General features: G+C 71.1%; 31 protein-coding genes and 3 pseudogenes. 7 read left to right on the top strand and 27 right to left on the bottom strand.

The window, feature by feature from the left end:
• Positions 1 to 2: 2 nt before the first annotated feature.
• The 14 genes from ACFWR9_RS11255 to ACFWR9_RS11190 form a co-directional block, all read right to left on the bottom strand.
• Positions 3 to 311 (bottom strand): hypothetical protein, encoded by a 309-nt coding sequence (locus ACFWR9_RS11255; RefSeq protein WP_383839016.1) that lies wholly within the window; start codon positions 309 to 311, stop codon positions 3 to 5.
• A complete protein-coding gene (locus ACFWR9_RS11250) occupies positions 308 to 1,600 on the bottom strand; it encodes a hypothetical protein (RefSeq protein ID WP_383839013.1) in 1,293 nt (430 codons plus the stop codon). The genes ACFWR9_RS11255 and ACFWR9_RS11250 overlap by 4 nt, the downstream gene beginning before the upstream one ends.
• Before the next feature lie 41 nt (positions 1,601 to 1,641).
• Entirely contained in the window at positions 1,642 to 1,797 is a 156-nt protein-coding gene (locus tag ACFWR9_RS11245) for a hypothetical protein (RefSeq protein ID WP_383839010.1), read from the bottom strand.
• Between the two features lies 1 nt (position 1,798).
• Entirely contained in the window at positions 1,799 to 2,308 is a 510-nt protein-coding gene (locus tag ACFWR9_RS11240; RefSeq protein ID WP_383839007.1) for a hypothetical protein, read from the bottom strand.
• Positions 2,305 to 2,793, bottom strand: a complete 489-nt coding sequence (locus ACFWR9_RS11235) for a RusA family crossover junction endodeoxyribonuclease (RefSeq protein ID WP_383839004.1) — start codon at positions 2,791 to 2,793, stop codon at positions 2,305 to 2,307. The genes ACFWR9_RS11240 and ACFWR9_RS11235 overlap by 4 nt, the downstream gene beginning before the upstream one ends.
• Positions 2,790 to 3,083: a hypothetical protein gene (locus ACFWR9_RS11230; protein WP_383839002.1), complete on the bottom strand. Its 294-nt coding sequence runs from the start codon at positions 3,081 to 3,083 to the stop codon at positions 2,790 to 2,792. The genes ACFWR9_RS11235 and ACFWR9_RS11230 overlap by 4 nt, the downstream gene beginning before the upstream one ends.
• On the bottom strand, positions 3,083 to 3,280 hold the full coding sequence (locus ACFWR9_RS11225; RefSeq protein ID WP_383838999.1) for a hypothetical protein: 198 nt from the start codon (positions 3,278 to 3,280) through the stop codon (positions 3,083 to 3,085). The genes ACFWR9_RS11230 and ACFWR9_RS11225 overlap by 1 nt, the downstream gene beginning before the upstream one ends.
• A gap of 395 nt (positions 3,281 to 3,675) precedes the next feature.
• Entirely contained in the window at positions 3,676 to 4,125 is a 450-nt protein-coding gene (locus tag ACFWR9_RS11220; protein WP_383838996.1) for a hypothetical protein, read from the bottom strand.
• A complete protein-coding gene (locus ACFWR9_RS11215) occupies positions 4,122 to 4,496 on the bottom strand; it encodes a hypothetical protein (RefSeq protein WP_383838993.1) in 375 nt (124 codons plus the stop codon). The genes ACFWR9_RS11220 and ACFWR9_RS11215 overlap by 4 nt, the downstream gene beginning before the upstream one ends.
• The gene (locus ACFWR9_RS11210; RefSeq protein ID WP_383838990.1) at positions 4,493 to 5,158 is read right to left on the bottom strand and encodes a LuxR C-terminal-related transcriptional regulator; all 666 of its coding nucleotides are present in this window, start codon (positions 5,156 to 5,158) and stop codon (positions 4,493 to 4,495) included. Before ACFWR9_RS11210 ends, ACFWR9_RS11215 begins: the two co-directional genes overlap by 4 nt.
• A complete protein-coding gene (locus ACFWR9_RS11205) occupies positions 5,148 to 5,453 on the bottom strand; it encodes a hypothetical protein (protein WP_383838987.1) in 306 nt (101 codons plus the stop codon). The genes ACFWR9_RS11210 and ACFWR9_RS11205 overlap by 11 nt, the downstream gene beginning before the upstream one ends.
• The gene (locus ACFWR9_RS11200; protein ID WP_383838984.1) at positions 5,446 to 5,670 is read right to left on the bottom strand and encodes a hypothetical protein; all 225 of its coding nucleotides are present in this window, start codon (positions 5,668 to 5,670) and stop codon (positions 5,446 to 5,448) included. The genes ACFWR9_RS11205 and ACFWR9_RS11200 overlap by 8 nt, the downstream gene beginning before the upstream one ends.
• A 74-nt stretch (positions 5,671 to 5,744) precedes the next feature.
• The gene (locus ACFWR9_RS11195) at positions 5,745 to 5,927 is read right to left on the bottom strand and encodes a hypothetical protein (RefSeq protein WP_383838981.1); all 183 of its coding nucleotides are present in this window, start codon (positions 5,925 to 5,927) and stop codon (positions 5,745 to 5,747) included.
• Positions 5,928 to 6,045: 118 nt separating this feature from the next.
• On the bottom strand, positions 6,046 to 6,291 hold the full coding sequence (locus tag ACFWR9_RS11190) for a helix-turn-helix domain-containing protein (RefSeq protein ID WP_383838979.1): 246 nt from the start codon (positions 6,289 to 6,291) through the stop codon (positions 6,046 to 6,048).
• A gap of 148 nt (positions 6,292 to 6,439) precedes the next feature.
• On the opposite strand from ACFWR9_RS11190, the gene ACFWR9_RS11185 reads away from it, so the two are divergent.
• Both ACFWR9_RS11185 and ACFWR9_RS11180 read left to right on the top strand, forming a co-directional pair.
• On the top strand, positions 6,440 to 6,940 hold the full coding sequence (locus ACFWR9_RS11185) for a hypothetical protein (RefSeq protein ID WP_383838976.1): 501 nt from the start codon (positions 6,440 to 6,442) through the stop codon (positions 6,938 to 6,940).
• A gap of 314 nt (positions 6,941 to 7,254) precedes the next feature.
• Complete coding sequence (locus ACFWR9_RS11180; protein WP_383838973.1) at positions 7,255 to 8,034, top strand: hypothetical protein; 780 nt, start codon at positions 7,255 to 7,257, stop codon at positions 8,032 to 8,034.
• A 64-nt stretch (positions 8,035 to 8,098) separates the two neighbouring features.
• On the opposite strand, the gene ACFWR9_RS11175 is transcribed toward ACFWR9_RS11180, so the two are convergent.
• Entirely contained in the window at positions 8,099 to 9,781 is a 1,683-nt protein-coding gene (locus ACFWR9_RS11175; protein ID WP_383838970.1) for a recombinase family protein, read from the bottom strand.
• A 47-nt stretch (positions 9,782 to 9,828) separates the two neighbouring features.
• Here ACFWR9_RS11175 and ACFWR9_RS11170 point away from each other — a divergent pair.
• A pseudogene (locus ACFWR9_RS11170) lies at positions 9,829 to 10,068 on the top strand (hydrolase); the annotation flags it as partial.
• A gap of 364 nt (positions 10,069 to 10,432) precedes the next feature.
• Here ACFWR9_RS11170 and tgmC read toward each other — a convergent pair.
• From tgmC to ACFWR9_RS11135, 7 genes are all read right to left on the bottom strand, one after another.
• Entirely contained in the window at positions 10,433 to 11,554 is a 1,122-nt protein-coding gene (gene tgmC / locus ACFWR9_RS11165; RefSeq protein ID WP_383838967.1) for an ATP-grasp peptide maturase system methyltransferase, read from the bottom strand.
• Positions 11,554 to 12,504, bottom strand: coding sequence for an ATP-grasp ribosomal peptide maturase (gene tgmB / locus ACFWR9_RS11160; RefSeq protein ID WP_383838964.1), 951 nt, complete (start codon positions 12,502 to 12,504; stop codon positions 11,554 to 11,556). The genes tgmC and tgmB overlap by 1 nt, the downstream gene beginning before the upstream one ends.
• Entirely contained in the window at positions 12,501 to 12,794 is a 294-nt protein-coding gene (tgmA, locus tag ACFWR9_RS11155; RefSeq protein WP_383838961.1) for a putative ATP-grasp-modified RiPP, read from the bottom strand. Before tgmA ends, tgmB begins: the two co-directional genes overlap by 4 nt.
• 188 nt (positions 12,795 to 12,982) lie before the next feature.
• On the bottom strand, positions 12,983 to 13,195 hold the full coding sequence (locus tag ACFWR9_RS11150; RefSeq protein ID WP_383838958.1) for a hypothetical protein: 213 nt from the start codon (positions 13,193 to 13,195) through the stop codon (positions 12,983 to 12,985).
• Positions 13,192 to 13,563 carry a DUF6415 family natural product biosynthesis protein gene (locus ACFWR9_RS11145; protein WP_383838955.1) on the bottom strand — a complete coding sequence of 124 codons (372 nt, stop codon included), beginning with the start codon at positions 13,561 to 13,563 and terminating at the stop codon, positions 13,192 to 13,194. Before ACFWR9_RS11145 ends, ACFWR9_RS11150 begins: the two co-directional genes overlap by 4 nt.
• The gene (locus ACFWR9_RS11140; protein WP_383838952.1) at positions 13,560 to 13,757 is read right to left on the bottom strand and encodes a hypothetical protein; all 198 of its coding nucleotides are present in this window, start codon (positions 13,755 to 13,757) and stop codon (positions 13,560 to 13,562) included. Before ACFWR9_RS11140 ends, ACFWR9_RS11145 begins: the two co-directional genes overlap by 4 nt.
• Before the next feature lie 225 nt (positions 13,758 to 13,982).
• Positions 13,983 to 15,167: a helix-turn-helix domain-containing protein gene (locus tag ACFWR9_RS11135; RefSeq protein WP_383838949.1), complete on the bottom strand. Its 1,185-nt coding sequence runs from the start codon at positions 15,165 to 15,167 to the stop codon at positions 13,983 to 13,985.
• Positions 15,168 to 15,286: 119 nt separating this feature from the next.
• Between ACFWR9_RS11135 and ACFWR9_RS11130 the strand changes: the two genes are divergently transcribed.
• Positions 15,287 to 15,829, top strand: a complete 543-nt coding sequence (locus ACFWR9_RS11130) for a flavoprotein (protein WP_383838946.1) — start codon at positions 15,287 to 15,289, stop codon at positions 15,827 to 15,829.
• A gap of 265 nt (positions 15,830 to 16,094) precedes the next feature.
• On the opposite strand, the gene ACFWR9_RS11125 is transcribed toward ACFWR9_RS11130, so the two are convergent.
• The 3 genes from ACFWR9_RS11125 to ACFWR9_RS11115 form a co-directional block, all read right to left on the bottom strand.
• Positions 16,095 to 16,280, bottom strand: coding sequence for a hypothetical protein (locus ACFWR9_RS11125; RefSeq protein ID WP_383838943.1), 186 nt, complete (start codon positions 16,278 to 16,280; stop codon positions 16,095 to 16,097).
• A 215-nt stretch (positions 16,281 to 16,495) separates the two neighbouring features.
• Positions 16,496 to 17,515 carry an N-acetylmuramoyl-L-alanine amidase gene (locus tag ACFWR9_RS11120; protein WP_383838940.1) on the bottom strand — a complete coding sequence of 340 codons (1,020 nt, stop codon included), beginning with the start codon at positions 17,513 to 17,515 and terminating at the stop codon, positions 16,496 to 16,498.
• On the bottom strand, positions 17,515 to 17,793 hold the full coding sequence (locus tag ACFWR9_RS11115; RefSeq protein ID WP_383838937.1) for a hypothetical protein: 279 nt from the start codon (positions 17,791 to 17,793) through the stop codon (positions 17,515 to 17,517). Before ACFWR9_RS11115 ends, ACFWR9_RS11120 begins: the two co-directional genes overlap by 1 nt.
• Positions 17,794 to 18,807: 1,014 nt before the next feature.
• On the opposite strand from ACFWR9_RS11115, the pseudogene ACFWR9_RS11110 reads away from it, so the two are divergent.
• The 3 genes and pseudogenes from ACFWR9_RS11110 to ACFWR9_RS11100 all read left to right on the top strand — a co-directional run.
• Positions 18,808 to 19,014 (top strand): annotated as a pseudogene (locus tag ACFWR9_RS11110) (hypothetical protein); the annotation flags it as partial.
• A pseudogene (locus ACFWR9_RS11105) lies at positions 18,941 to 19,135 on the top strand (hydrolase); the annotation flags it as partial. The pseudogenes ACFWR9_RS11110 and ACFWR9_RS11105, both read left to right, overlap by 74 nt.
• A 162-nt stretch (positions 19,136 to 19,297) precedes the next feature.
• On the top strand, positions 19,298 to 19,849 hold the full coding sequence (locus ACFWR9_RS11100) for a hypothetical protein (RefSeq protein WP_383838934.1): 552 nt from the start codon (positions 19,298 to 19,300) through the stop codon (positions 19,847 to 19,849).
• Positions 19,850 to 19,868: 19 nt separating this feature from the next.
• On the opposite strand, the gene ACFWR9_RS11095 is transcribed toward ACFWR9_RS11100, so the two are convergent.
• Positions 19,869 to 20,432 carry a PadR family transcriptional regulator gene (locus ACFWR9_RS11095; protein WP_383838931.1) on the bottom strand — a complete coding sequence of 188 codons (564 nt, stop codon included), beginning with the start codon at positions 20,430 to 20,432 and terminating at the stop codon, positions 19,869 to 19,871.
• Between the two features lie 49 nt (positions 20,433 to 20,481).
• Positions 20,482 to 22,497 carry an FAD-dependent oxidoreductase gene (locus ACFWR9_RS11090; protein WP_383838928.1) on the bottom strand — a complete coding sequence of 672 codons (2,016 nt, stop codon included), beginning with the start codon at positions 22,495 to 22,497 and terminating at the stop codon, positions 20,482 to 20,484.
• Positions 22,498 to 22,622 lie beyond the last annotated feature (125 nt).

The following is a 22,622-nucleotide window of genomic DNA, read 5'->3' as shown; positions in this document are numbered from 1 at the left end:
CTTCAGATGGTGGGTGGGTGGTTGTGGAGGGCTGCGCGGGCTGCGGCAGCGCCTCGTTGTGCGGTCTCGGGTGCGGGCGGGCGCCGGCGGTGCCGCCAGGGGTCGGCTACGGCGGCGAGCAGGTCGGGGGGTTCGGCTTCGGGGTCGGCGATCAGCTGGGCGACGGAGACGACCAGGCGGCCGAAGCTGAAGTCGTCGCGGCAGCGCAGCTGGGCAACGACGTCCCCGAGGAGGCCGGGGGGCCAGTCGGGGCGGGCAGCGGCGGCGAGGGCCAGCAGCTGCACGGTGGCGGGCTGCGGTACGTCGGTCACGTCGCCCACCTCCGTTCCAGGACGGCCAGGTCGGGCGGGCGGCAGGTGCGGCACACGCCGTCGGCCAGCGGCTCGCGGGACGGGGCGCGGCATGCCTCGCACTCGTGCCAGCGGCCGGGCGGGCGCGGGTAGCCGGGGCGGCGCGGCCCGGGCGGGCGCGGCGGGCGCTGCCCGTCGGCGGCCAGGTCGGCGCACACGTCGCAGCGGGCGCCGGTGTGCCAGATCTGGCCGGACTCGCAGGCGACCAGGCCGCAGCCGCGGCGGGCCAGGGCGGGGCCTAGGAGCCAGCGGCCCGGGTCCCGGATCGTGTCGGTGGATGCGAACCGGAACTGAAGCCGGGCGCGGAGCCGGTCCGGGTCCTGGCCCTCTTCGAGCTGCCGGACGATCTCGCGGGCCAGGGTCCCGGTCAACCACGGCGACAGGCCTGCGGTCAGCGCGGTGACGGGCTCGATGACGTACTGGATCTGCTCCCAGATCCGCGGAGCGAAGGTCAGCTGCGGGGCCGCCGGGGCGTGGCGGAACGCGTCGGGAAGCGGAACGAGGTCCTCGGGCGCGCTACTACCGGTGGTGCGCCTCCGGCGGATGGGACCACCGGCCGGTGGTTCGTCGGGTGAGTCAGTCGGGTGGTGTTCCTTAGACGCGAGGGACCCGTCTTCAAGATCCCCACCCGATCCCTCGTCAGTGTCCGCAGTGAGCACCGGCATCGTGGGCTCGTCGTGGACGGTGTAGAGGTGGCGGCCGCGGTATCCGGCGCGCCGCTCCACGCTGATCCAGCCGAGCCGCTCCAGCTCCCGGAGGATGCGCCGCACCGACCGGGTGTCGAGGGGCTGGCCGGCCTTCTTCCCGGAGCGGTGGCGGAGGACGCGCGCCAGCTCCGACAGGGTCACCGGGGCGTCTGTCGCGGTGGCGTACGCCAGAGCGGCGTAGGCGCGCAGCTGGCGCGGGGCCAGTGATTCGGCGGCGCGCGACGGCACCCATGCCCCGTGCTCGCGGCGGTGGTTGGTGGCGCGGATGCGGCGCACGGCCGTCTGCCCGGTGCCGCCCTGGTGGGTGCGCCGCTGGCTGGTCAGCTCCACGATGTCGTCGTTCGGGTCCGGCCGCATCAGCTGGGTCAGGGCCCGCTCGACAGTGGAGCGCGCCAGCCCGAGCAGCCCGGACAGGTAGGTGACCCCTGCCTCACAGCCGGTGTCGCGCCGGTCCAGCGCGGCGATCTTCACGTACACGGACACGGTGGCGTCGGCGTAGGCGCCAACGATGACGCGCAGGGGTACGCGGACTCGCTGAGGCAAGGGGGTCACCTCCCTTCAAGTCTGGTCGGGGTGAGGCGGGGTCAGTCGTCGATGAAGATCAGGCAGGCGAAACCGAGCCAGGTGAGGACCATGACCGCGACGCCCGTGATGGCGGCGAGTTGGCCGTCCGTGGTCATGCCGTACGTCACGCCGCCGGACGCGCCGCCCAGCAGCAGGCCTGCGAGGAAGAGGGGCACGTCACTCGCCTCCGTCGCCGCTCGCGCCATCGAGGGCAGCGGACAGGCCGTCGGCGACGGTCTTCAGCTCGTGCATCGCCTCGGTGACCGTGAGGTTCGGCGTGTGCAGCACGCGTCGGGCGTACGTCTGCCAGTGGTTCAGGCCGGCGCGCAGGCGCGCCGTCTCCAGGTAGGAGAGCTGTCCGCCCGTCAGGCGCAGCGTGGACTCGTCGAGCTCCAGCTGGCCGTCGTCGTCGAGGGTTCCGCGGGCGGTCCGCTGGAGGTGGAGGAACCGGAGCGCTTCGCGGACGTAGCTCTCCTGGCTCTCGTTGGGGATCTCCAGGGAGATGATGCGGACCTTGACGGACGCTTCCTTCTCCGTGCCCGGCGCGGGTTCGGTGCGCTCGATCGCACGGAACTCGCCGATGAACAGGCGGCCGGCGGCGGGCACGTCGTACACGGGCCGGATGTGCGGCTCCAGGGCCTCCTGCGCCGACGCGCTGACCTTGGCGTCGAACTTGAGCTGGGTCACGGGGTGGGCTCCTTGCTGGGATCGTTCAGGCGCCAGACACGGATGACGGCGCCGGGTGTGCGGAGGGTGTCTTCGCCCGTGAGCACGTACCGCTTGCCGGTGCGCACGTCGGTGACGCAGCTGTCGTCGGCGAGCACGCCGGCGTCCTTCAGCGCGTCCTGGGTGGAGCGCACGAGCTTGTCGAGGTCGGGCTTGCCGGTCGGGAAGTACGGGGCGGACGGCTTCAGCTGTCCGGCGTTGCGGCCGGAGCCGTAGTGGTGCTTGGGGCGGCGCAGGCTGAACGTGACGTCCAGCAGCACCGGGCAGGCCAGGGCCATCCATGCGTCGTCGTGGTGGAGTGCGTCGAGCGCGGCCGTCTTCACGGCTTCACGCCACGGCTTCACGGCAGCCGACGACTCGTACAGCGCGCCGGCCCGGTTCCGGGTCTTCGATCCCTGCGGGCCGGGGGTGCCGTACACGGTGAGGGTGAGCGCGGGCGTGGTCATCGGGACTCACCGCCGTTCCGGCGAGCCGCGACGCGGGCCTGCCACTCCTCTTCGGTGAGGTACTGCTTCGGCTTCGGCGCGCTCTTCCTCGGCTGCCGGGCTGCGTGCTCACGTTGGTACGCGTTCTCCGCGTCCCGGCACGGCTGGCACAGCGGCTCCTTGCGGTACCGGTGCTGGCGCGACCCGCGGTACGTACCGTGCGCGATGGGCTTGCGTTCACTGCCTCCGCGGGGACGCTTCAGCCCGATGTCCGTCATGAGCTGATCGAGTTCGGCATCGGTGAGGGGCATCACGAACCGCCCCACATGCGTCGGAAGTGCCAGCGGTCACCGCACCGGATCGGCCGGTGGTGCTGGCCCGGGAACATGCCCTTGGCCGCACGCTTGGCGTCCCTACGGCTCAGGAAGGACGCTCGCCCGCACGGCTTGCAGTAGCCCACCATCAGGTGCGCTGGGGGTCCGGAGAAGTCGCGGATGACAGTGCTCACCACGATCACCTGTCTCTCGTCGAAGGGAACGAGGGACCCGCCGCGCGCAGGCAGGGTCTTGGGGGCACAAGCGGGCCCCTCACCTGCCTTGGCTGCCGCAACGGACACTCGGGGTCCGAGGGCTGGCGTTGACGCGCGGCGGGTGGTTGGGGGCTCGCCCGGAGCAGGCAGGGTCATGGGGGCGCCTCGGAGGCGCGCCTCTCCCACCTTCGATCCCGCAGCGGCCACGCGCGTGCCTGCTGCGGGTGACGTTGACTCCGGGCGAGCGGTCGGGGACCCGTCCGGCGCAGGGGGGATCACCGGAGCAGAACGGACGTGCCCCTCCCCCGCCTTGGCTTCCGCGGCGGCTGTCTCGCCAAGAGCGGCGGCGGATGACGTGAACGCCGGACGGGTGGTCATCGCAGCTTCACCGACCTTGCGGTGAAGCCGGGCACGGGGGCGTTACGGGCGTGGTCCGCGACCTCGCGCATCGTCTCCGCCCAGGAGGGGGTGAGGTCGCGCGGGGTCTGGCCGTTGAGCGCCTTGAGGACGTCGCCGTGGACGGTGTCGAGGAACTCCGGCTCCGGCAGCGGCCCGATCCCGGTCGTGGGGTGCCAGCCGGTGAGCACGACCGGTCCGGCGTACGGCTGCACCCTGGCCCGGAAGCAGGCGAGGACGCAGGAGCCGACCTCGTTGCGCGGGTACCGCTTCTGGTCCAGGAGGCCGATGTCGTTGACCCAGCCGGCCACGGCCACGCCGGGCAGGAAGACGCGCGCCTTGCCCTCCGGGCCGATGACCGACGTCCAGTCCGGGTGGCCGTCATGGTGGGTGAGTTCGCCGTCGGGGGCGATGACCGCGTACCTCATCGCCGGCCGCCCTTCCGGGCCTTGGCCTTGATGCCCGGCCGGTTGGTGACCAGCGCGCGTGCGCCACGGAGGCTGGACGCGGGCACCCACACGCCCCAGACGAGTTCGGCCTCGTTGTCCCAGTGGGCGAAGACCATGGGCTCGTCGTGCCAGTCGCCCGTCAGACAGACGGCGGTCGGCTCTCCGTTGAACACACCGGGGACGTGGTTTGGCTGGTCCAGGGCGATGGTGCCCTCACGGCCGCCGCGGTGGGTGACGCGAGTACCCACGGGGTAGTCGGTGGCGAGCACCGCGAGTCGATCGCGGATCTGCCCCCAGTCCCAGCGGTCAGGGACGACGGTGCCCCTGATGTCGAGCGTGCGGGCGCTCATGATGCTGCCCTCTCAGTGGTGGTGGGGGTGCCGACGTAGCGGGCCGCGACGACCCAGCGGCTGCCCTTGGTGAGGTAGGCGCGGGCCTTGAAGGACCCGGCGGGCTCGTACGCGTTGAGCTCGCCACGGGGGATCAGGCGCGCGGCCCGGTACGCGGTGCCCCGGGAGCCGTAGTCACCGACGACGAGTTCGACTCCGGGCCTCGTGCGCAGTACGGCGGCGCGGTCCGCGTGGCGGCCCGCGTTCGCGAGCGCGCGGCGCTTCACGTTGCGTGCGGGCCGGGGGATCCGATGCTCTGTGATCCAGCCGTAGTCGGCCGCGATGACGCAGGCGTGGGTGATGTTGCGTGCCCGGAGGCGCGCGCAGAGGTCCACGGCGATCGCCTTGACCGTGTGCAGGCTGGTGCCGAGGTTCCTGGCTGCGCTGCCCTGGGTCTCGCCGCTGGCGAGTTCGGTGAGGACGGCGAGCTGTCGGGGCGTGAGGGGGCACGGCGGGGACGTCTTCCCGCCCGGCGCGCGTTCGCGGATGACGCGCTCGATGGCGTCCAGGGTGGCCAGGTCGTTGTCGCCGGAGGCGGCGCCCCACAGGTCTTCGATGAAGGCGGCGAGCTGTTCGGCGTCGAGGCTGCGGGCCCACGGGAACGCGAGGTGGTCATCGGCCATGACGGGCACCGCCGTCCGCCCCTTGCAGCTGTGCGATGGCCGCCTTCAGCAGCTTGATCTCGTTGCGCTGGCGGGAGACCTCGCCGACGTAGCGGGGCAGCGCCTCGCGGGCGTACTGCACGAACTGGATGACCGGCTGCTGCTGCTCACCGTCGAAGCACTCCAGGTAGGAGATGGGGCCGACGGCGTCCGGCAGGCCGTAGTCGTTGGTGTGCTGCTCCCACGGGCCGTTGGGTACGGCCGCGACGATGGCCTGGGTCTCGCGCAGGTAGTCGGGGGATATCGGCTCAGGCATGGCGGCCGGCCTCCGCGTCGAGCGCGGCGAGGACCTGGCGCAGGGACTCGCAGACGCCGCCGAACTCGCGGGCGACGGTGAAGGAGTCGGCCAGTTCCATGTCGACGGCGAGGGCCTGGCCGAGGATGTCGCGGGCGTGGGTGACGGCGATGTCGAGGGGCGGGTTGACCGGCGGCAGGGCCAGGAGCCGGTCGGCGTATGCGATGCTGGGTTGCATCGGGCCCACCTCGTTCCTTCCAACTGGTGGTTGGGCCGAGGGCTCGCCGGGTGCACGGCGGGCCCTCACTTCTGTCAGGCGGCTGCGCGGCTCTGGCGCGCGGCGGGGGCTTCGGCCGGCCGGTCCTCGATGGCGAGCAAGGTGCGCAGTCGAGCAGCGAGCTGCGCGGTGAGCCCCGACGGGGCAGCGCTGGCGATGCGGCTGGTGAAGTCGTCTTCCGACTCGCCAGGCTGGATCCGTAGTACGACCTCGCTCATGACGTCCCCGCCCTGAATTCGCGGTCGGCCTTGCAGACGCGGCACTGGGCGCGCCACACGGGGTTGCGGTGCCCGCAGCTGCACACCCACCGGCAGACGGCTTCGATCCGGGCGCGCATCAGGTCGCGCTCCGACCGGAGTTGGCGGGGGCAAGCTCGCTGCCGGCCTCGGGGAGCAGGAGGTCAGTGACCTTGCAGTCGAGGACGTCGGCGATGGCCTTGAGGTTCTTCGGAGAGAATCCCGCGCGCCGGTTCTCCACGTCGGAGAGCTGGCTGAGGCTGACCCCGGCCTGTCTCGCGAGGTCGGTGATGCTCAGACCGGCCTCGATCCGCCGACGGCGGAACTCTTTGGGGTCTTCGTTCATGTGTCCGACTGTAGAACTTTGTACGACGCGGGACAAGTACTCTGTCCGATTTACTTCTACCTGATGTGAAGGACTCGTGCACGCCCTCGCGTGACCTGCTCGCCTTCAATAAAGTTCGAGAAAGTACGAGCAACCACGAGGGGGAAGGATGAAGAAGGTGAACCAGGAGCACAGCCCGCCGGGCCACGGGGCCCTGATCAAGCTGGCTCGCGAGGCGCAGGGCATCAGCCCGGAAGTCGCGGCCAGCCGCATGCCGTACAAGTTCTCTGGTTCGAGCTGGCGGAACATCGAAGCCGGCTACCGCGGCGCCGGCGACAAGCGCATCGCAGTGCCCGGCAAACCCTCCACGCTGGCGCAGATGGCACACACCGTCGGGGTGAGCGCCGACCGGCTGGCAGAGCACAACCAGGAGGCCGCTGAGATCCTGCGAGAGATCGAGCGCCAAGAGACGCAGCAGCAACCGGCCATGCCGGAAGCCCTGCGCGCAGCACCACCCCACGTACGCCGCATGATTGACGCCGCGTTGGAAGACGTCGACCCCGAGGACCGGGCCGAGCTACTGCGCGAGCTGGCTGTCGACTACGAGGCCGTCCAGCGGCGACGCAACCGCAATACCGGACAATCCAACCGACCCCGTAACGCGGGATAAACCCCCTGGCCAACGCTTAGTCACGAAACAGTCACGTTCCACGTGAATATGCGTTACGACAACCCACATCGGACGCACGATCGATTCCTCGTACAACTTGCAACAAGGCAACACTCCGCGCGCACAAGCAACAGGGGACGTGACGTGCCATGACATGGCTCATCGTCGCGGGTGCGCTCGGCGCAATCATCATCACTGGGGGTCTGTTCTTGCGGCGTCTCCTCGGTGAACTGATCGCACTGCGCGGCCAGCTCACCGAGATGAGGCGACAGATCACAGGGATCGACAGGGAAACACGCGCCCAGCGAGCCCACGTGAACATACTGAGAGAGATGCTCGCCGACGACGGCGACACTCACGACAACAACGACAGCAGCCCGCCCCCACAGGCCGCCGTCGCCCACGGAAACGATCCTGCGCCCGACCCAGCCGGCCGGCACCCGATCCGGCGTAAGCGCCACTTGGGTCTCTTCCTCGGTGGGGTGGCCGCTGCCATGGCGACCTTCAGCGGGGTCGCCCGCGAGATCGCTGCCACCCATCGCATCCAGCTCGTCGGCACGGTCACCGGAGCCGCCGTCGCCGCGGCAACCGTCACCGTCATCACGGTGCAGCCGTGGACGGACAGCACCGACTACGAGCCGCCATCTGCCGCCCCGTCAGCCAGTGCTCCCCCCACGCCGGCGCCGCCGGGCACGCAGCCACCACCGACACCTGCGCCACCCACTCGTGGCGCCTCGCCGTCGACGGCCGCACAGGATTCCAGCGGCAGCCCATCGCCATCCCCGACTCGGGGCTCTCCGTCGCCCAGGGCCAGCCCCGAGTCCACCGACGTTCCGATCGTCCAGGCCGGTGACGAGCCGTCGGCGACCGCTGCCTCACCGGCCGCGTCTGACGGTGTACCCGGCAACACCGGCGGCACGTCCGGCGAGTCGCCGCCCACAGGCAGTCCGGGCCCGTCGCCTGAGCAGCCGCGGCCGCCCGTGGACCCGCCGACGGAGCCGCCTCCCGTAGCAGAGGAGTCGGCCGACTCGGGGCTGTGCCTGGATCTGTCGCTGGTCCCGCTGCTCGATGCGGACGCCTGCCTGCTGGGCTGAACCCGACGCTCCGCTGCCGACAGGGCCACCTGGCCGGCAGCGGAGCATTCGTGTCCGGGGCCCGTCAGTCGTCCACATCCAGGTGCCAGGCGAGCCGCTCAGCCACCGGGGTGGGCTTCCTGCCGGGGGCCCGCATGACGCGTACCTCACCCAACACCTCCGGGGTCAGCAGCACCGCGACGATGGCGCGCTGCTTCTCGATGCTGGTCTCTTTCCACCAGGCGACGACATCCTTGATCGGCTCGTCGGGCAGCAGTGCGGCGAGCGGCGCGGGTGTCGTCAGCTTGGACAGCTTGGCGTCCTGGACCGCGATGTCTGCCTCCAGTTCCTCCATGTCCTTGGTGCGCTGGATCCGCGCCCGGGCGGTCTTCGGTGTCGGAGCCTTCTCCAACAGCTCCAGCTCCGCGTTCAGCCGGTCCAACTCCGCCTGGACGATCCGCTCCTGCCCGCTGTTGTCGGGGCGTCGTCGCAGCGCGGCGTGCCGCACAGGGTCGGACAGGTACTTGAGGATCACACCCAGAACGGGCGGCAGGCGTCTGCCGGTGTCCGGGTCGAAACGGTCCAGGTCGCCGATGATGACCCGGTCCACTGCTTCCTTCTCGATCCACACGTGGCCGCACGATCTGCCCTGATAACCCGTCTTAGGGCGCTTCTTCCAGCCGGGCATCACCTTCATCGGACCGCGGCACACACCGCAGCGCAACGTCATCGACAGCGCGTGCCGGACACCCTCACCCATGTACGTGCGGCGGGACGGATCCCCCAGGATCTTCTGGACACGGTTGAACAGCGCCTCGGAGACGATCGGCGTGAAGCCGGACCACTTCACAGGAACGATCTTGCCGTTGTGCTTGCGCAGACCTGCGTACACCGGACGCACCAGCATCGACCGCATTGTCTGCGAGCTGAACCGGATACCGGGCACCACTTCGCCGTCGATCCGCTGCTCCCGACTGACGATGCCACGCACCTCCCACTCCTTCGAGATCGCGTACATCGCCTCGGGCATCAGTCCGCCGTCGTCGCGCGACTGGTTCGTGTACAGCGGCGGGACGCTCTCGCCGTCGACCATGCCCCACTGGTTGTCCTCCACCCCCGCCACGCGGACGAACAGCTCCGCCATCAATGGCCCCTCCGTGTCATCCGGATACTGGGCCACCGGGCGGGGCCGGCGGTCGACGACCTCGTAGTCACGCTTGTAGCCGAACGCGATCTGTCCTTGGGGGCGGCCCTCACGGGCAGCTGAGTTCAGCCCGCGCAGGGTCCGCTTGGACAGGCGGCGCACTTCGCGTTCAGCGTCGGCAATACCCGCGATCAGCTCGTGCCGGTCGTTGTAGTTCTGCGGGTTGTAGGTTCGCTCGTGGCTGGTGATGTGGATGTAGTAGCCGCGGACCTCGCACAAGTCGACGATCTCCACACCGCGGCCGGTCTCGCGGGCGAGGCGGGCGATCTCCCACAGCACCAGGACGTCTCCGCCCTGGCCGAACTCGCCGGAGCGGAGATCGTCGACCATCTTCTCGAAGTCGTCGCGTACCTTGCGCGCGAACTTCGAGGCGGACCCGGTGTCCTGGTACGGCTCGCCCCACGTCCAGGGCCCGTGCTCCTGCTCTGCTTCCAGGTTGTCGGTGTGCTGGTCGCTGATGCTGCGTGTGCTGCGTCCCTTCCCCTTGGACACGCGCAGGTACTCGCGCCCTACCCGCGCGGCCGTCAGCGCTGCGCGCTGCTGGACCGGTGTCAGCGTCGTCACGATCCCCTCCCCCTGTCTTAGGAGTCATACTCTACGACTAAGTCAGTTCCTGGGTCCCACCGCGGACGGACGGCCCGGTCACCGAGTACCAGATCCACCTGGACGGCCGTCCGGCGACCTCCCTGGTCTACGGCGCCGAAGCGCCGCGCGACCTGGCCGAGTACAGCTTCTACGCGGGCCGGAAGGCCGGTGTCACGCACCGGGTGCGGATCCGGGCCAGGCTGGCCGACGGCACCTGGGGCGGCTTCTCGGAGGAACGGAAGGTGACGGTGGGCGCGGGCGGCTGACGTACGTCCGGCTCAGACCGGGCGAGTTCAGAGGCCGTCAGAAGCCCGCCCCGACGGAGGCTTGCGGATCTCCAGCGGGGCGGGCACTTGAGAGCCCGCAGCCGCACATATGACGAACCATCACGAAAAGCACCAGGGCTGGCGCTGACATCTGTACATGCACCCTCCACTCTTGTCGATTGCCTAGTGGTCACCCGGACCGGATCATCGAAGGGCGCCGGGCGCTGGGCGCACGCATCGCGGACCTGCGCACCGCCGCGCACTACACCCAGGAGTCCTTCTGCGAGGCCACCAGGCTTGGCCGACGCAACCTCCAGCGGATCGAACGGGGGGGAGCGGACAGACGGGGCCGTACAAGGGGCCGTCAGACCTGGGGCCAGGTCACCCTCTGCTCCTCGGGAGTGATCGTGACCTCGAAACGGTCCAGGGCCGGGGATCCATCGGCCTGCCAGCGCAGCAGGTGATCCTCCACCGCGTCCCACAGTTGCACGGGCCCGCCCTGCCGGACGGTCCACCGCTCGCCGCCTCGGGAGAGCGCCGCCCAGGCGCCGTCCTCCACGTCGACGAGGACGTGCTGAGCCGTGTCCGCCAGCGTGAGACTGAGACGCTGCACGCGCGGCGCCGCGAGCTGGGCAACAAACCGCGCGTCCCAGTCGTCCAGGAGATCAGCCCCGAGCCGGGCCGGCCGCTCATCGCCGGAGTCGAAGTCGGGCAGCATCCCGAGCGGCGGGGGGAGCTGGGGCCGGGCCAGCATGAAGGAGACCCGCCCTCCGAGCAGGCGGCCCCGGGCGGTGCCATCGTGACCGACGGTCAGCCTCGCCAGCTCCGAGGCGTGCATCCAGCCGCAGAGGGTGGCGAGGATGGTGCCGCCCGGCTTGGTCTGCTCGATCCAGGGGTGCGGCAACTCCCGCACGCCGCACGTCGCGATGACCCGGTCGTACGGGGCGCCGTCCTTGTGTCCGGCCAGGCCATCAGCGACGACCAGCTCCGGGAAGTAGCCGCAGGCGCCCAGGCCGACACTGGCACGCCCGGACACCCCGGCGTCCACCTCCACGGACGTCACCCAGTCGTCCCCGAGCCGGTGGCAGAGCAGGCCGGTGGAGTAGCCAGTCCCGGTGCCGATCTCCAGGACCCGGTCGCCGTCCTCCACCCGGAGGTCATCCAGCATGCGCACGACCAGGCTCGGCAGGGTGCTGGAGGAGGTGGGCTCTCGCAGGATCTCACCGCGGATGTCGGCCGGAACGATGCTGCCTGCGATCTGGGTGACCAGCGACTCATCCGCGTAGCAGTGTTCCAGCCAGCCTTCCCGGCCGGCCGGCACCGGCCGCCAGGCGTCACCGAAGCGCCGGAAGAAGCCACCGCGCAGGAACTCGTGCCGGGGCACGGCTTCGACGGCCGCGCGCCACGGCTCGGTGCGCAGGGCACCGTCCTCGGCGAGCTGTGCGGCCAGGGCCTGACGCAGAGCGGCGGAGTCCATGACGGTCATCAGCGGCTCTTCCTTTCCAGGAGGTCGGCCATGGCCGTGAGCATTGGCAGGCCGGTCTCGTGCTCCAGCCAGTACCACTGGCCGGAGGGATTGCACTCCAGGAACCACCATCGGGCCTGGTGGTCGACGGCGAAGTCGAAAGCGCCGAAGACGAGACCGAAGTGGGACAGGTATGCGTACAGAGATCCGGTGATGCCATGCGGCAGGGGAACCACCGAGTAGGAGAGGCGGCTGTAGTCGGTGCGCCAGTCCAGCAGGTCCGAGTCGATGCGGACCGCGAAGACCTGGTCACCGATGACGGTCACCCGTACGTCCGCGACCTTGTCGACACGCTGCTGGAACAGGTGGGCCGTGCCGCCAACGGCCTCGTCGATGTCGTCGACCGCGACCTCAGCGACCTCCACGGTGGATGAGACGCCGTCGATGCGGTACAGCGGCGCCGACAGTGGCTTGTAGATGACGGGGCCGTGCCGCTTGATGAAGGCCCGAGCCGTGTCCGGGTCGCTGGTGATGGTCGTCGGTGGCAGAAGGAAGCCCGCGCTCGCGGCGGCGGCGAGACCGGACGGTTTGAATTCCGCGTTGCCGATGCCGTGGGGGTGGTTGACGTATCGGCAGCCCGGCAGCGAAGCCAGTACGCCACCGAGTCCGTAGCGGGCCTGCGCGACAGCGAACCGGGCGTCCTGCTCCTCCAGGTGCGGGAACGCGAAGCCGGAGGGCCGGCGGTAGTACAGGGACCGGACCGTGGAGAGGTCGGCGGTCCGGGACGGCGTGGACAGTGTGCCCTCCACACCGTTCGACGTGATCGTGGCCGCGACAGACAGGGCGTGGGGGAAGTCCCCCGAGTCGAGCCGCACGACCGGGACAGCCCGGTCGTGCAGCTCGCTGATCACCATGTCGGCCGTGGGGTCGTCCAGGTTGGTGACGACCAGCACCGGGCCGGCACCGGTCACTGGTCGGTGTCGTTCCCGGTGTCGCTGTCCTGCGTAGAGCCGTTGCCATCAGGGCTGGTGCCCGTGGTCGGCTGGGTACCGGTGCTGGTGCCGTGCCCGCCCATCTCCATCAGCTGGCCGCTGGCGCCGAAGTACCGGGTGGTCTGGGTCGTCGGATCCAGGACGGCCCGGGCGTAGCCGGGGGCAGGGGACGGGTAGGGCGCCATGCGGCGCACCCCCCACGGGGTCGGGGTGACTGCGCCGGAGGGCAGCGGCGTCCCGGTGGGGAGCCGGTCAGAGTGAGCAAACAACGGATCTTCCTCTCTCGTCGTCCAGTGGAACCGCCCCGGGGCTCGACCTGTCCAGGGTTGGGCCGGGGCGGGGCTGTGGGACCCGCCCCGCCAGCGGCTTGCGTTCCGCTGACGGGACGGGCGCTCATCGGGTGCGACCCTGACCCGGCGGTCGCCCGGGGCCCCGTACGCCGGGGCAGGCGGGGCGGTCAGCCGCCCTGGGGGAAGACCCGCACGAGCAGAATGCGGGCCAAGACGCGGACGGCCACCGGGTGCATCTCCAACCGGTCGGCGTGAGCGCGGTGCGCCCACACGTTCCAGCCGGGCCCGGAGTTGCCGGCCTCCTGCGCGACCAGGACTGCGTCATCCGGGTCCGTGATCGGCTCGTCGCACTGTCGGCAGACGCGCAGATGGGGAGTCACCGGGGCTCGCCGCTCATGCTCTCGTGGTGGTCACAGAGCGCGGTGAGGACGCGGGCCAGGCGCCGGGCGTAGGCGAGCGGCCCACCGGGGCGCGGCAGCGGCTCCGCCTGGAGCTTGCGGCGGGCCTCGCCGACGCAGGCGAGCGTGCAGTACCGCGCGATGCTGTCCGGCTCCCCCGCCGCGTCCTCCACGACCGGGATCAGCCGTTCCAAGTGGCCGCGCAGGTCCTTGATCGCCGCCGTTGCCGCGTCCTCCGCCTCCAGCTCTGCGGGGCTCCCACCGTCGGGAAGGAGGACGGCGCGCACGGTCTTGCGCATGGCCTCCAGGTCGACGGGAACGGTCGCCTTGCTCTTCTCGATGGCGCTCACCGGGTCGCCGCCCGTTCGGCACGGTGGCGCGGGCACTTGCAGGGCGGGTAGGCGTCGTTCTTCGGCGGCAGCTTCTTCCTGCCCCCGACGTTCACCGTGCCGCGGTCCTCGGTGACCGCGCCGGCCTGGTTCACCCGGTAGACGTGCAGGGTCATCTTGACGCCGGGCTTTCGCGGGGCTGTAGCGTTCGTCATGTCGACGCTCCTTCGCAGCGTTGGCCGGCCCCGGAGTCGTTTGCGCGGCTGCCGGGGCGCACCAAGTGACGACTGCTGGGGCGCGGCTGCGAAGGTCTGCTGTTCGGAACGTTCCAGCGGTGGGCCATCGCGCCGTCCTCACACCGTCGTTGACTTGGTGTGAGTACAGCGTGACCCTCCGGGAAGGGCGGAACGCTCACAGATCTGTGAGTGCCTGTGAGCGTCCTACAGGCCGACCCAGGCGGCCATGTGGGTGAGAGTGTCGGGCGTCCGGCGGGACAGATGCACGAGGCCCGTGATCGTCTCCCGCGCTGCAGGGTGGTATCGGGTCTGCTCGGGCGCCAGCCGCCGCGCTTCGACCAGCGATTTCAGTGCGCCGTCGGTGTGCCCGGTCTCCACTTCGCTGCGGGCCTGGTCGATCAGGAAGTGCGCCCGGCGGGACGTCGCCAGCTGCGTCGGCAGCTTGATCTTCCGCGCCTGGTTGAGCGCGTCGTCGTACCGGCGCATCTCGACTGCGGCAGACATCTTGTGCAGCGCCACGTTGGCCGGCCCGAAACTGAGCCAGTGCACATCGCTGGCGTCACCGATGCGCTTGGCGATCCGGCGGGCCTCCCCGATGTGCAGGTCCACGGCCGCCTGGTCCGCTGCCCGCGCGGAGAGCACCGACGCGCCCAAGTGCAGCTGACCGGTGACCGCCAAGGTCTCGCGCGTCTCTTCCGCCCGGCCGACGATGCTGTGCCCGGTGGCGACCAGGCGCTTGCCGATCCGGTACTCGCCCTCACGGAAGTAGGTCAACGCGCGCATGTACTGGCGGACCGCGGCCAGGCACGGATCGGAGGCGCGCTGCGCCGCCCAGTCCATGCGGTCCAGCGCCACGGATGAGAGGTCGTAGTACCCGAGCTTGATGCTGATGTCGTGTGCGGTGCGGTACGTCGACGCCAGGGCCTGCCACAGCTCGGTGGACGGCGACGACCAGGCGGCGTGCGTCAGTTCCGCGATGAGGCCCGGCAGCTTCCGGGCGGCGCTCCGCAGGCGCGTCGCGCGCACGTCCGCGCACATCCGGTCCGCGCCGGCAATGAGCTCGTCATTCGGCCTCACGGTCAAGTCCGGGTTCGGCCCGAGGTCGTAAAGGTCCAGGGCTTCGCGGATGGGGCGCACCAGTTCGGCGAGCCTGTCACGCTGCAATTCGGACACGTACGGCTGGCCCGTCAGGACCGTCACGTCGATGGTCAGGGCGTGGGCTACGGCCGCAACGAAGTCGGCCGTCGCGGGGCGGGCCGCGCATTCCACCTGATTGAGCAGGCTGTAGGAGTACGGAAGCAGATCGGCGAGCTGGCGTTGCGTCAGCCTGGCCAGTCTGCGCTGTTCCTTGATGCGGGCGCCCGTGTGGTTGTCGTCCAGTGAGTGCATACTGGTCTCCGCTCTAAGCAGCCACTGGGAACAGTACCCCCGCCTGTCGGGCTGGTGCACCACTTGCGCCCCCGACTCATCCGTGAGCGGGGGCGGTTGTGTGTGATCCGATAGGCCGCATGACCACACCCGTCCTGTACCTGTTCGGCTCCGCTGCCCCGCCCGTGTTCGACATCGCCGACGTCGTCACAGACGCGCAGAACCGCGGCTTCGACATCTGCCTCGGGCTCACGCCGACCGCCGCGCACTGGCTCGCGCCACAGCTCACCGAGCTGGCGCGGCTCACCGGCCACCCGGTCCGCAGCGAGTACAAGATGCCAGGCACGCCGGACGTCTGGCCGAAGGCAGACGTCATTGCGGTCGCGCCGGCCACGTTCAACACGGTGAACGCGTGGGCCCTCGGCCTGACCCACGACTTCGTGATTGGCGTCGTCGCCGAAGGCATCGGCAAGCAGATCCCCACGGTGACCATGCCCTGCGTCAACGCCGCGTACGTCCAGCACCGCCAGTTCGAACGCAGCATCAGCGAGCTGCGAGAGATGGGCGTACGAGTCCTCTACGGTGAGGACGGCTTCCAGCCGAACCAGCCGGGCCAGGGCAAGCCCAGCGAGTATCCATGGCATCTGGTCCTCGATGCCGTGCAGGAGATCACCCGCGGCTGATGTCGCACGAGCACGTGATTGAGCCCCCGCTGAGGGGCACACGGCGGGGGCAGCGGCGCCACGCCCACCTGGGAAGCGACACGGGGCACCAGGCCACCGCCCCCGGGAGGTGCCGGACCCTTGCGGAGGGCACCGGTGAGGCGGTGGGGCGACCGCAATGCGCCACCGTGGCGGGAAAGTACAAGACCCGGACACGCGAAAGTCCCCGCCGCCCGAGGGCGGCGGGGGCATCGATCAGAAGACGCCGTGAGACGTCTACAAACGGTCAGGTCAGGAACAGGGCGATCACCGCAGCAACCACTGCGGCAACCGCGGTGAGCGCGCCGATCTGCGCGAGGGGCCAGCGCCCCTTGTTCAGCTCGTCGATCTGCTTCTGGAGATCCTCGATCTCCTTGTGCATGTCGACGCGCAGCTGGCGGACGCCGGCGTCGGTGCGGTTCGGTCGCTCCACGAGGATGCTCTACTGCCACGTTGGTCGTCGGGTCCGGAGCGGCGGTCATGCCGAGTCCGCCGGCTTCCGGTTCGGGACCCACCACGTGATGCCGAGCGCCCCGAGCATGGCCAGGACTACGGTGAGGCCCTCCCCCGTCGTCAGCGTGCCGTCCTGCACGGCGGTGCCGGCCGCGGCGCGCCGGCGACGGCGGCCTTCCGGCTAGCGCGAGATGCTCATGACGCCTCCCAGTACAGGCCGCGCACCTTGACGTCCCCGACCTCAATGGGGGCTTGGTCGCTGGAGTCGGCCGGGTAGTAGATGAACTCGAAGCGGAGCCGCTCGTTGGCGACGATCGAACCGCTGTTGGAGAAGTCCGGGAACGAGCTGCCGTCGGTGCCGACGCGTTCGACGGTCGGTGCGTTCCAACGGGAGCCGTCCGGACGCAGGTGGTAGAAGCGACCCTGGAGCGTGGAGCCCGGCAGGACGGCCACCTGGACGAAGGCCGTGGCCTGGTAGTGGGACGCCCCGGTCAGCAGGTCGGCGCCTTCGACGCTGAGGGTCTTCCACTTCCGGGGCGTGATCTGCTGGGCGTCGGCGTTGTGCCGACTGAGCGCTCGCGGCATGTCGTCCTCCTCGGGATCGCCGGGGTTCCAGCCGGCGGGGTGGGTGAGGCGTTCTTCGACCCGGGCGCGCATCGACGTCATCGTGAAGCCGCGCGGGTCGACCTTTCCGGGCTGCCACTCCAGGTGGCCGATCACCGAGCGTTCGTTCCAGCCGTGGTGCCGGCAGACCGCGGCGGCCGCGCGCTCGATCGCGTCCAACTGCGCCGCCGGCCAGGGGTCGTCGCCGTCGCCCAGGTTTTCGCACTCGAAGCCGTAGAAGTGCCGGTTTCCGTCGGTGTTCGACTCGTTGTCCGCCGGTAGTGGAGTCTCGTTGATGACGGCGCGCAGGACGTCGTCGTCGCCCAGGCCGGCGTGGTTGGCGCGGCCGTAGCCGACCAGGTGCACGCGGCCGTCCTTGGTGATGACGCCGTGGCACAGGGGGCCGGGCAGACCCTCGTAGCCCTTGCGGCAGATCTCCACCGTTCGGGCGCTGCCCTTGGTCACGGTGTGATGGATCATCACGCCGTTGACGGGTCCGAAGGGGCCCTTGTGGTTGCGGTTGTGGTTTCGCCAGTCGTCGACTTCGACGACGACCAGGCCCTCGTCGCGGAGCGCCTGGAGGAAACTGCCGGCGGTCATGGGGTTGGCCATCACACACGCTCCGGCCAGGACCAGGTGCCGGGCTGGTCACCCGGGAGACGGGAGGTCGCCCACACGGGCGGGTCCTGTCCATCCAGGAGTACGCGGAGGTTGACCGCGTCGTCGGGGCTGCCGGACCGGACGCGGATGACTACGGCCGGGTACTGCTGCCCGGCCTCCACGTAGTTGCCGGTCAGGCCGGACTGCACGCGCTGGTGGGCGATGTGCCGGGCGTCGTCCTCGCTGAGCCGGTACATCACAGTGCGGCCCGGGCTGGGTGGCTGGGGCATGGTCAGCCTCCGATCAGGATGCGAAGTGGTCGTGCCTCACAGCACGGTGATCGTGTCGGCCTTGCGGATGATGGACTCGCCGGGCCGGTATCGACGCCCTCGGTCTGTACGAGGATCCACCGCTGGCAGGTGCCGGCCGCGAGCGCCTCGTCCGCGCCGACGGCCGGGCCGATCAGGGCGACGACAGACGCCGACCGCGGTGGCCTGCGTCGGCCCGCCCCGCGTGAACGTCAGCGCGTTGGACGTGTACTCGGTCGCGGTGCTGTACAGCTCAACCGGCATGTCAGGGCTCCCTCTCCAGGATGGTCTCCGCCACGTCGGGGCTGAGGATCGTGGCGCCGACACGAGCGCTGCTGTGTGGGTCGGCCCGACCCGCACGGTGACGTCTTCCGCACTGGACTCGAAATGCCCGGCGGCTGCGAGGCCTACGCCTCCGATGACGCCGGCGAGGCTCGTGCGGCTGACAATCCGGCCAGTGCCGGAGGCTTGCGGTCCACCGACCACCAGCGCCCCGGAAGCGGCCGACGACAGGTCGCCTCCGAGCTGCGCGCCGGCTCCCCCGAGGGCGGCGTTGAGACTGTCGGACAGGGTGACACCGGGTCCGCCAGCTGTGCCACCGGCGACTCCAGTACGCCGCCCACCGGTCCCGCACGCTCTTCGACAGCCCCGCCGGAGGCGCCGGCCGCTCCGGAACGCCGGCGTTCTCGGGGATGGCCTCCAGGTCCTGCGCTCGGTTACGGCGCTGCCGCTTCTCCGGGACCTTCGGTGCCAGCCCTCTTCCCGCCATGCGGATCCCCCTCCTGGGACATGGGGAAGGCGTTGGCCCCGGCTACCTGTGCGTGGATCTGTCCGTCCCGCCGTTGCTGGACAGCGACGTCTGTCTCCTGGGCTGAACGCTGATGCGCCGCGGGGGGGGGGGGGGCGCGCGCGCCGCCGGGCGCGCCCCCCGCCCCGCCCGCCCCCCCCCCCCCCCCCGCGCCGCAATCGTGCAGGGGCCCCTCAGTCCACGTCCATGTGCCAGCCGAGCCGCTCAGCCACGGGGGTGGGCTTCCTCCCTGGTGCCTGCATGACGCGTACCTCGCCCAGCACCTCCGGAGTCAGCAGCACCGCGACGATGGCGCGCTGCTTCTCGATGCTGGTCTCTTCGATCCACCTGGACGGCCGTCCGGCGACCTCCCTGGTCTACGGTGCCGAAGCGCCGCGCGACCTGGCCGAGTACAGCTTCTACGCGGGACGGGAGGCCGGTGTCACGCACCGGGTGCGGATCCGGGCCAGGCTGGCCGACGGCACCTGGGGCGGCTTCTCGCAGGAACGGAAGGTGACGTTGGGCGCGGGCGGCTGACGCGCCGCCCGGCTCGGACCGGCAGACCGTCACCTGGGCGGTCGCGCTCGGCATGCGGGTGCGGCCGCCGCGCTGTTGGCTGCCACTGAGGGGGCACGGGCGTTCCCGATCTCGGCGGCGCAAGGGATGTACCGCCGACCGTGCCGCCGGAGGGCAGTCCACATGCGCATCTCTTCGCCACTTCTCCGCTCCGGCCTGACCGTGGCAGCCGCCGCCGCGCTGCCCGTCGCCCCGGCCGCCGGCCCGGCTCTCGCGGGGCCGGGCATCTCGGTGAGCACCACCGGGACCACGGTGTCGGTCACCACCACGGCCTGCGCCCAGCTCAACGGCAGTTGGGGCACCGCCTCGCTGCTCACCAGCAGCCAGCGCGACTTCGCGCAGGGGCGGCAGGTGGCGCTGTCCGGCACCAGCTCGGGGCAGTCGGCGGCCTGGTCGGGCATCTCGCCGGGCACCTACACGGTGATCGTCATGTGCTCGAACAACAGCACCGCGGGCACCCAGACGGTCATCGTCTCCGCGGCGCCCTCCCCGTCGCCGAGCCGCTCGGCCACTCCCTCGCCGTCCGCGTCGCCACTCGGTGTCTTGGGCGGTCTGGGCGGGGCGGTCCAGGACTACGGCACGGTGACCCTGGTGGCGGGCGGCGCGCTGGTGGGCGCCGGCGTCATCGGCGGGGCCTGGTTCCTGCGCCGCCGCTCGAAGCCCTACAGGTTCTGAGCCCTGCCGCTTCCACGCCCTACCGGTCCTGCGCCCCGGGCCCGTCGGCGGGCAGCTCGGCGAACTCCGCCAGCGCGTGCCTGAGCCACCCCGTCCAGAAGGTCTCCAGGTCGATGCCGGCCCGCAGCACCAGGTGCCGCAGCCGGTCCTCCGCGCTGTCCCTGCCGGGCGGGAAGTCCCGCTCCTCGATCTCCTGGTACTCCGCCAACTGCCGCTCGTGCAGATCCAGATGGCGGCGCAGGTCCTCCTCGACGCCGGCGGTGCCGACCACCGCGGCGGCCCGCAGGCGCAGCAGCATCGTGTCCCGCAGGGGCTTGGGGTCCTGGGGTGCGGCGGTCCAGCGGGCCAGTTCGGCGCGGCCCGCGGGCAGCACCTCGTAGGACTTCTTCTGCCCGCGGGCAGGCTGCCGGCCGGGCAGCTCGCGGATCAGGCCCTCGCCCTCCAGCTTTCCCAGCTCGCGATAGATCTGCTGGTGCGTCGCCGACCAGAAGTAGCCGATCGACCGGTCGAACCGGCGGGTCAGCTCCAGCCCGGACGACGGCTTTTCGACCAGGGCGGTGAGGATCGCGTGCGGGAGGGACATGCGCTCATCCTAGGGACGCCGCGGGCCGCCGCGGGCCGCCCGGACGGCGCTACAGCGCCGCCGCCAGTTCGGTGCCCTGCTTGATGGCGCGCTTGGCGTCCAGCTCGGCGGCCACGTCGGCGCCGCCGATCAGGTGCGCGCTGTGCCCGGCGGCCACCAGGTCGTCGTACAGGCCGCGGCTGGGCTCCTGGCCGGTGCAGAGTACGACCGTGTCGACCTCCAGGACCGTGGACTCGTCGCCGATGGTGACGTGCAGTCCGGCGTCGTCGATCCGGTCGTAGCGCACGCCCGGGACCATCGTGACGCCGCGCTGCCTCAGCTCGGTGCGGTGGATCCAGCCGGTGGTCTTCCCGAGCCCGGCGCCGACCTTGGAGGTCTTGCGCTGGAGCAGGTGGACGGCGCGCGGCGGCGCGGGGCGTTCGGGCGCGGCGAGGCCCCCGGGTGAGCCGTAGTCCATGTCGACGCCCCAGAGGCGGAAGTACGTCGACGGGTCCTCGTGCGCCTTGTCGCCGCCGTCGGTGAGGTACTCGGCGACGTCGAAGCCGATGCCCCCGGCGCCGAGGACGGCGACGCGGTCGCCGACGGGGGCGCCGTCGCGGAGCACGTCGAGGTAGCCGACGACGCTCGGGTGGTCGATGCCGGGGATGTCCGGGGTGCGGGGCGTGACGCCGGTGGCGACGACGACCTCGTCGTGGCCGGTGAGGTCGCCGGCCACGACCCTGGTGTTGAGGCGTACGTCGACGCCGTGCGCGGCCAGTTGGGTACGGAAGTAGCGCAGCGTCTCGTCGAACTCCTGCTTGCCGGGGACCTTGCGGGCCACGTTGAGCTGGCCGCCGATCTCGTCGGCGGCGTCGTAGAGGGTCACGTCGTGACCGCGTTCGGCGGCGCTCACCGCGCAGGCCAGGCCGGCCGGTCCGGCGCCGACGACCGCGACGCGTTTGCGGCGCCGGGTCGGGGTGAGGACCAGCTCGGTCTCGTGGCAGGCGCGGGGGTTGACCAGGCAGGAGGTGATCTGCCCGCTGAAGGTGTGGTCCAGGCAGGCCTGGTTGCAGCCGATGCAGGTGTTGATGGCCTCGGGGCGGCCGGCGGCGGCCTTGGCGACGAAGTCGGGGTCGGCGAGCATCGGGCGGGCCATCGAGACCATGTCGGCGGTGCCCTCGGCGAGCAACCGCTCGGCGACTTCGGGGGTGTTGATGCGGTTGGTGGTGACGAGCGGCACCGTCACCTCGCCCATCAGGCGCCGGGTCACCCAGGCGTAGGCACCGCGCGGCACGGAGGTGGCGATGGTGGGGATGCGGGCCTCGTGCCAGCCGATGCCGGTGTTGATGATGGTCGCTCCGGCTGCCTCGACGGCCTTGGCCAGGGTGACCACCTCGTCGAGGGTGGAGCCGCCGGGCACCAGGTCGAGCATGGACAGGCGGTAGACGACGATGAAGTCCTCGCCGACCGCCTCGCGCACCCGCCGGACGATCTCGACGGGGAAACGTGTCCGGTTCTCGTACGAGCCGCCCCAGCGGTCGGTGCGGTGGTTGGTCCGCGCGGCGATGAACTCGTTGATCAGGTAGCCCTCGGAGCCCATGATCTCGACGCCGTCGTACCCGGCCCCGCGCGCCAGCCGGGCGGCGCGGACGTAGTCGTCGATGGTGCGCTCGATCTCGGCGTCGGTCAGCTCGCGGGGCACGTGCGGGCTGATCGGGGCCTGGAGCGCGCTCGGGGCGACCAGGTCGGCGTGGTAGGCGTAGCGGCCGAAGTGCAGGATCTGCAGGGCGATGCGGCCGCCCTCGCGGTGCACGGCGTCGGTGACGACGCGGTGCTGCCCGGCCTCGTCGTCGGTGGTGAGCCTGGCGCCGCCGGGGTAGGGGCGGCCCTCGTCGTTGGGGGCGATGCCGCCGGTGACGATCAGGCCCACTCCCCCGCGGGCCCGGGCGGCGTAGAAGGCGGCCATGCGCTCGAAGCCGTTCTCGGCCTCCTCCAGGCCGACGTGCATGGAGCCCATCAGGACCCGGTTGGGGAGCGTCGTGAAGCCCAGGTCGAGCGGGCTCAGCAGGTGGGGGTAGCGGCTCATCGGGGCCTCCGTGCGCGGTGTGGTGCCTCCGTTGTAGAGGACCGCCGCCTCTTTGTGCAACGCGGTGGGCAAAGAAGGGGGGGGCCCCCCCACCCCCCCCCCCCCGGGGCCCGGGGGCGGAGGGC

The organism is Streptomyces sp. NPDC058534, assembly GCF_042717365.1.
Taxonomy (GTDB): Bacteria; Actinomycetota; Actinomycetes; order Streptomycetales; family Streptomycetaceae; genus Streptomyces.
The sequence above is the reverse complement of the archived record's forward strand: the minus strand, read 5'-3'. Positions and strand labels throughout refer to the sequence as shown.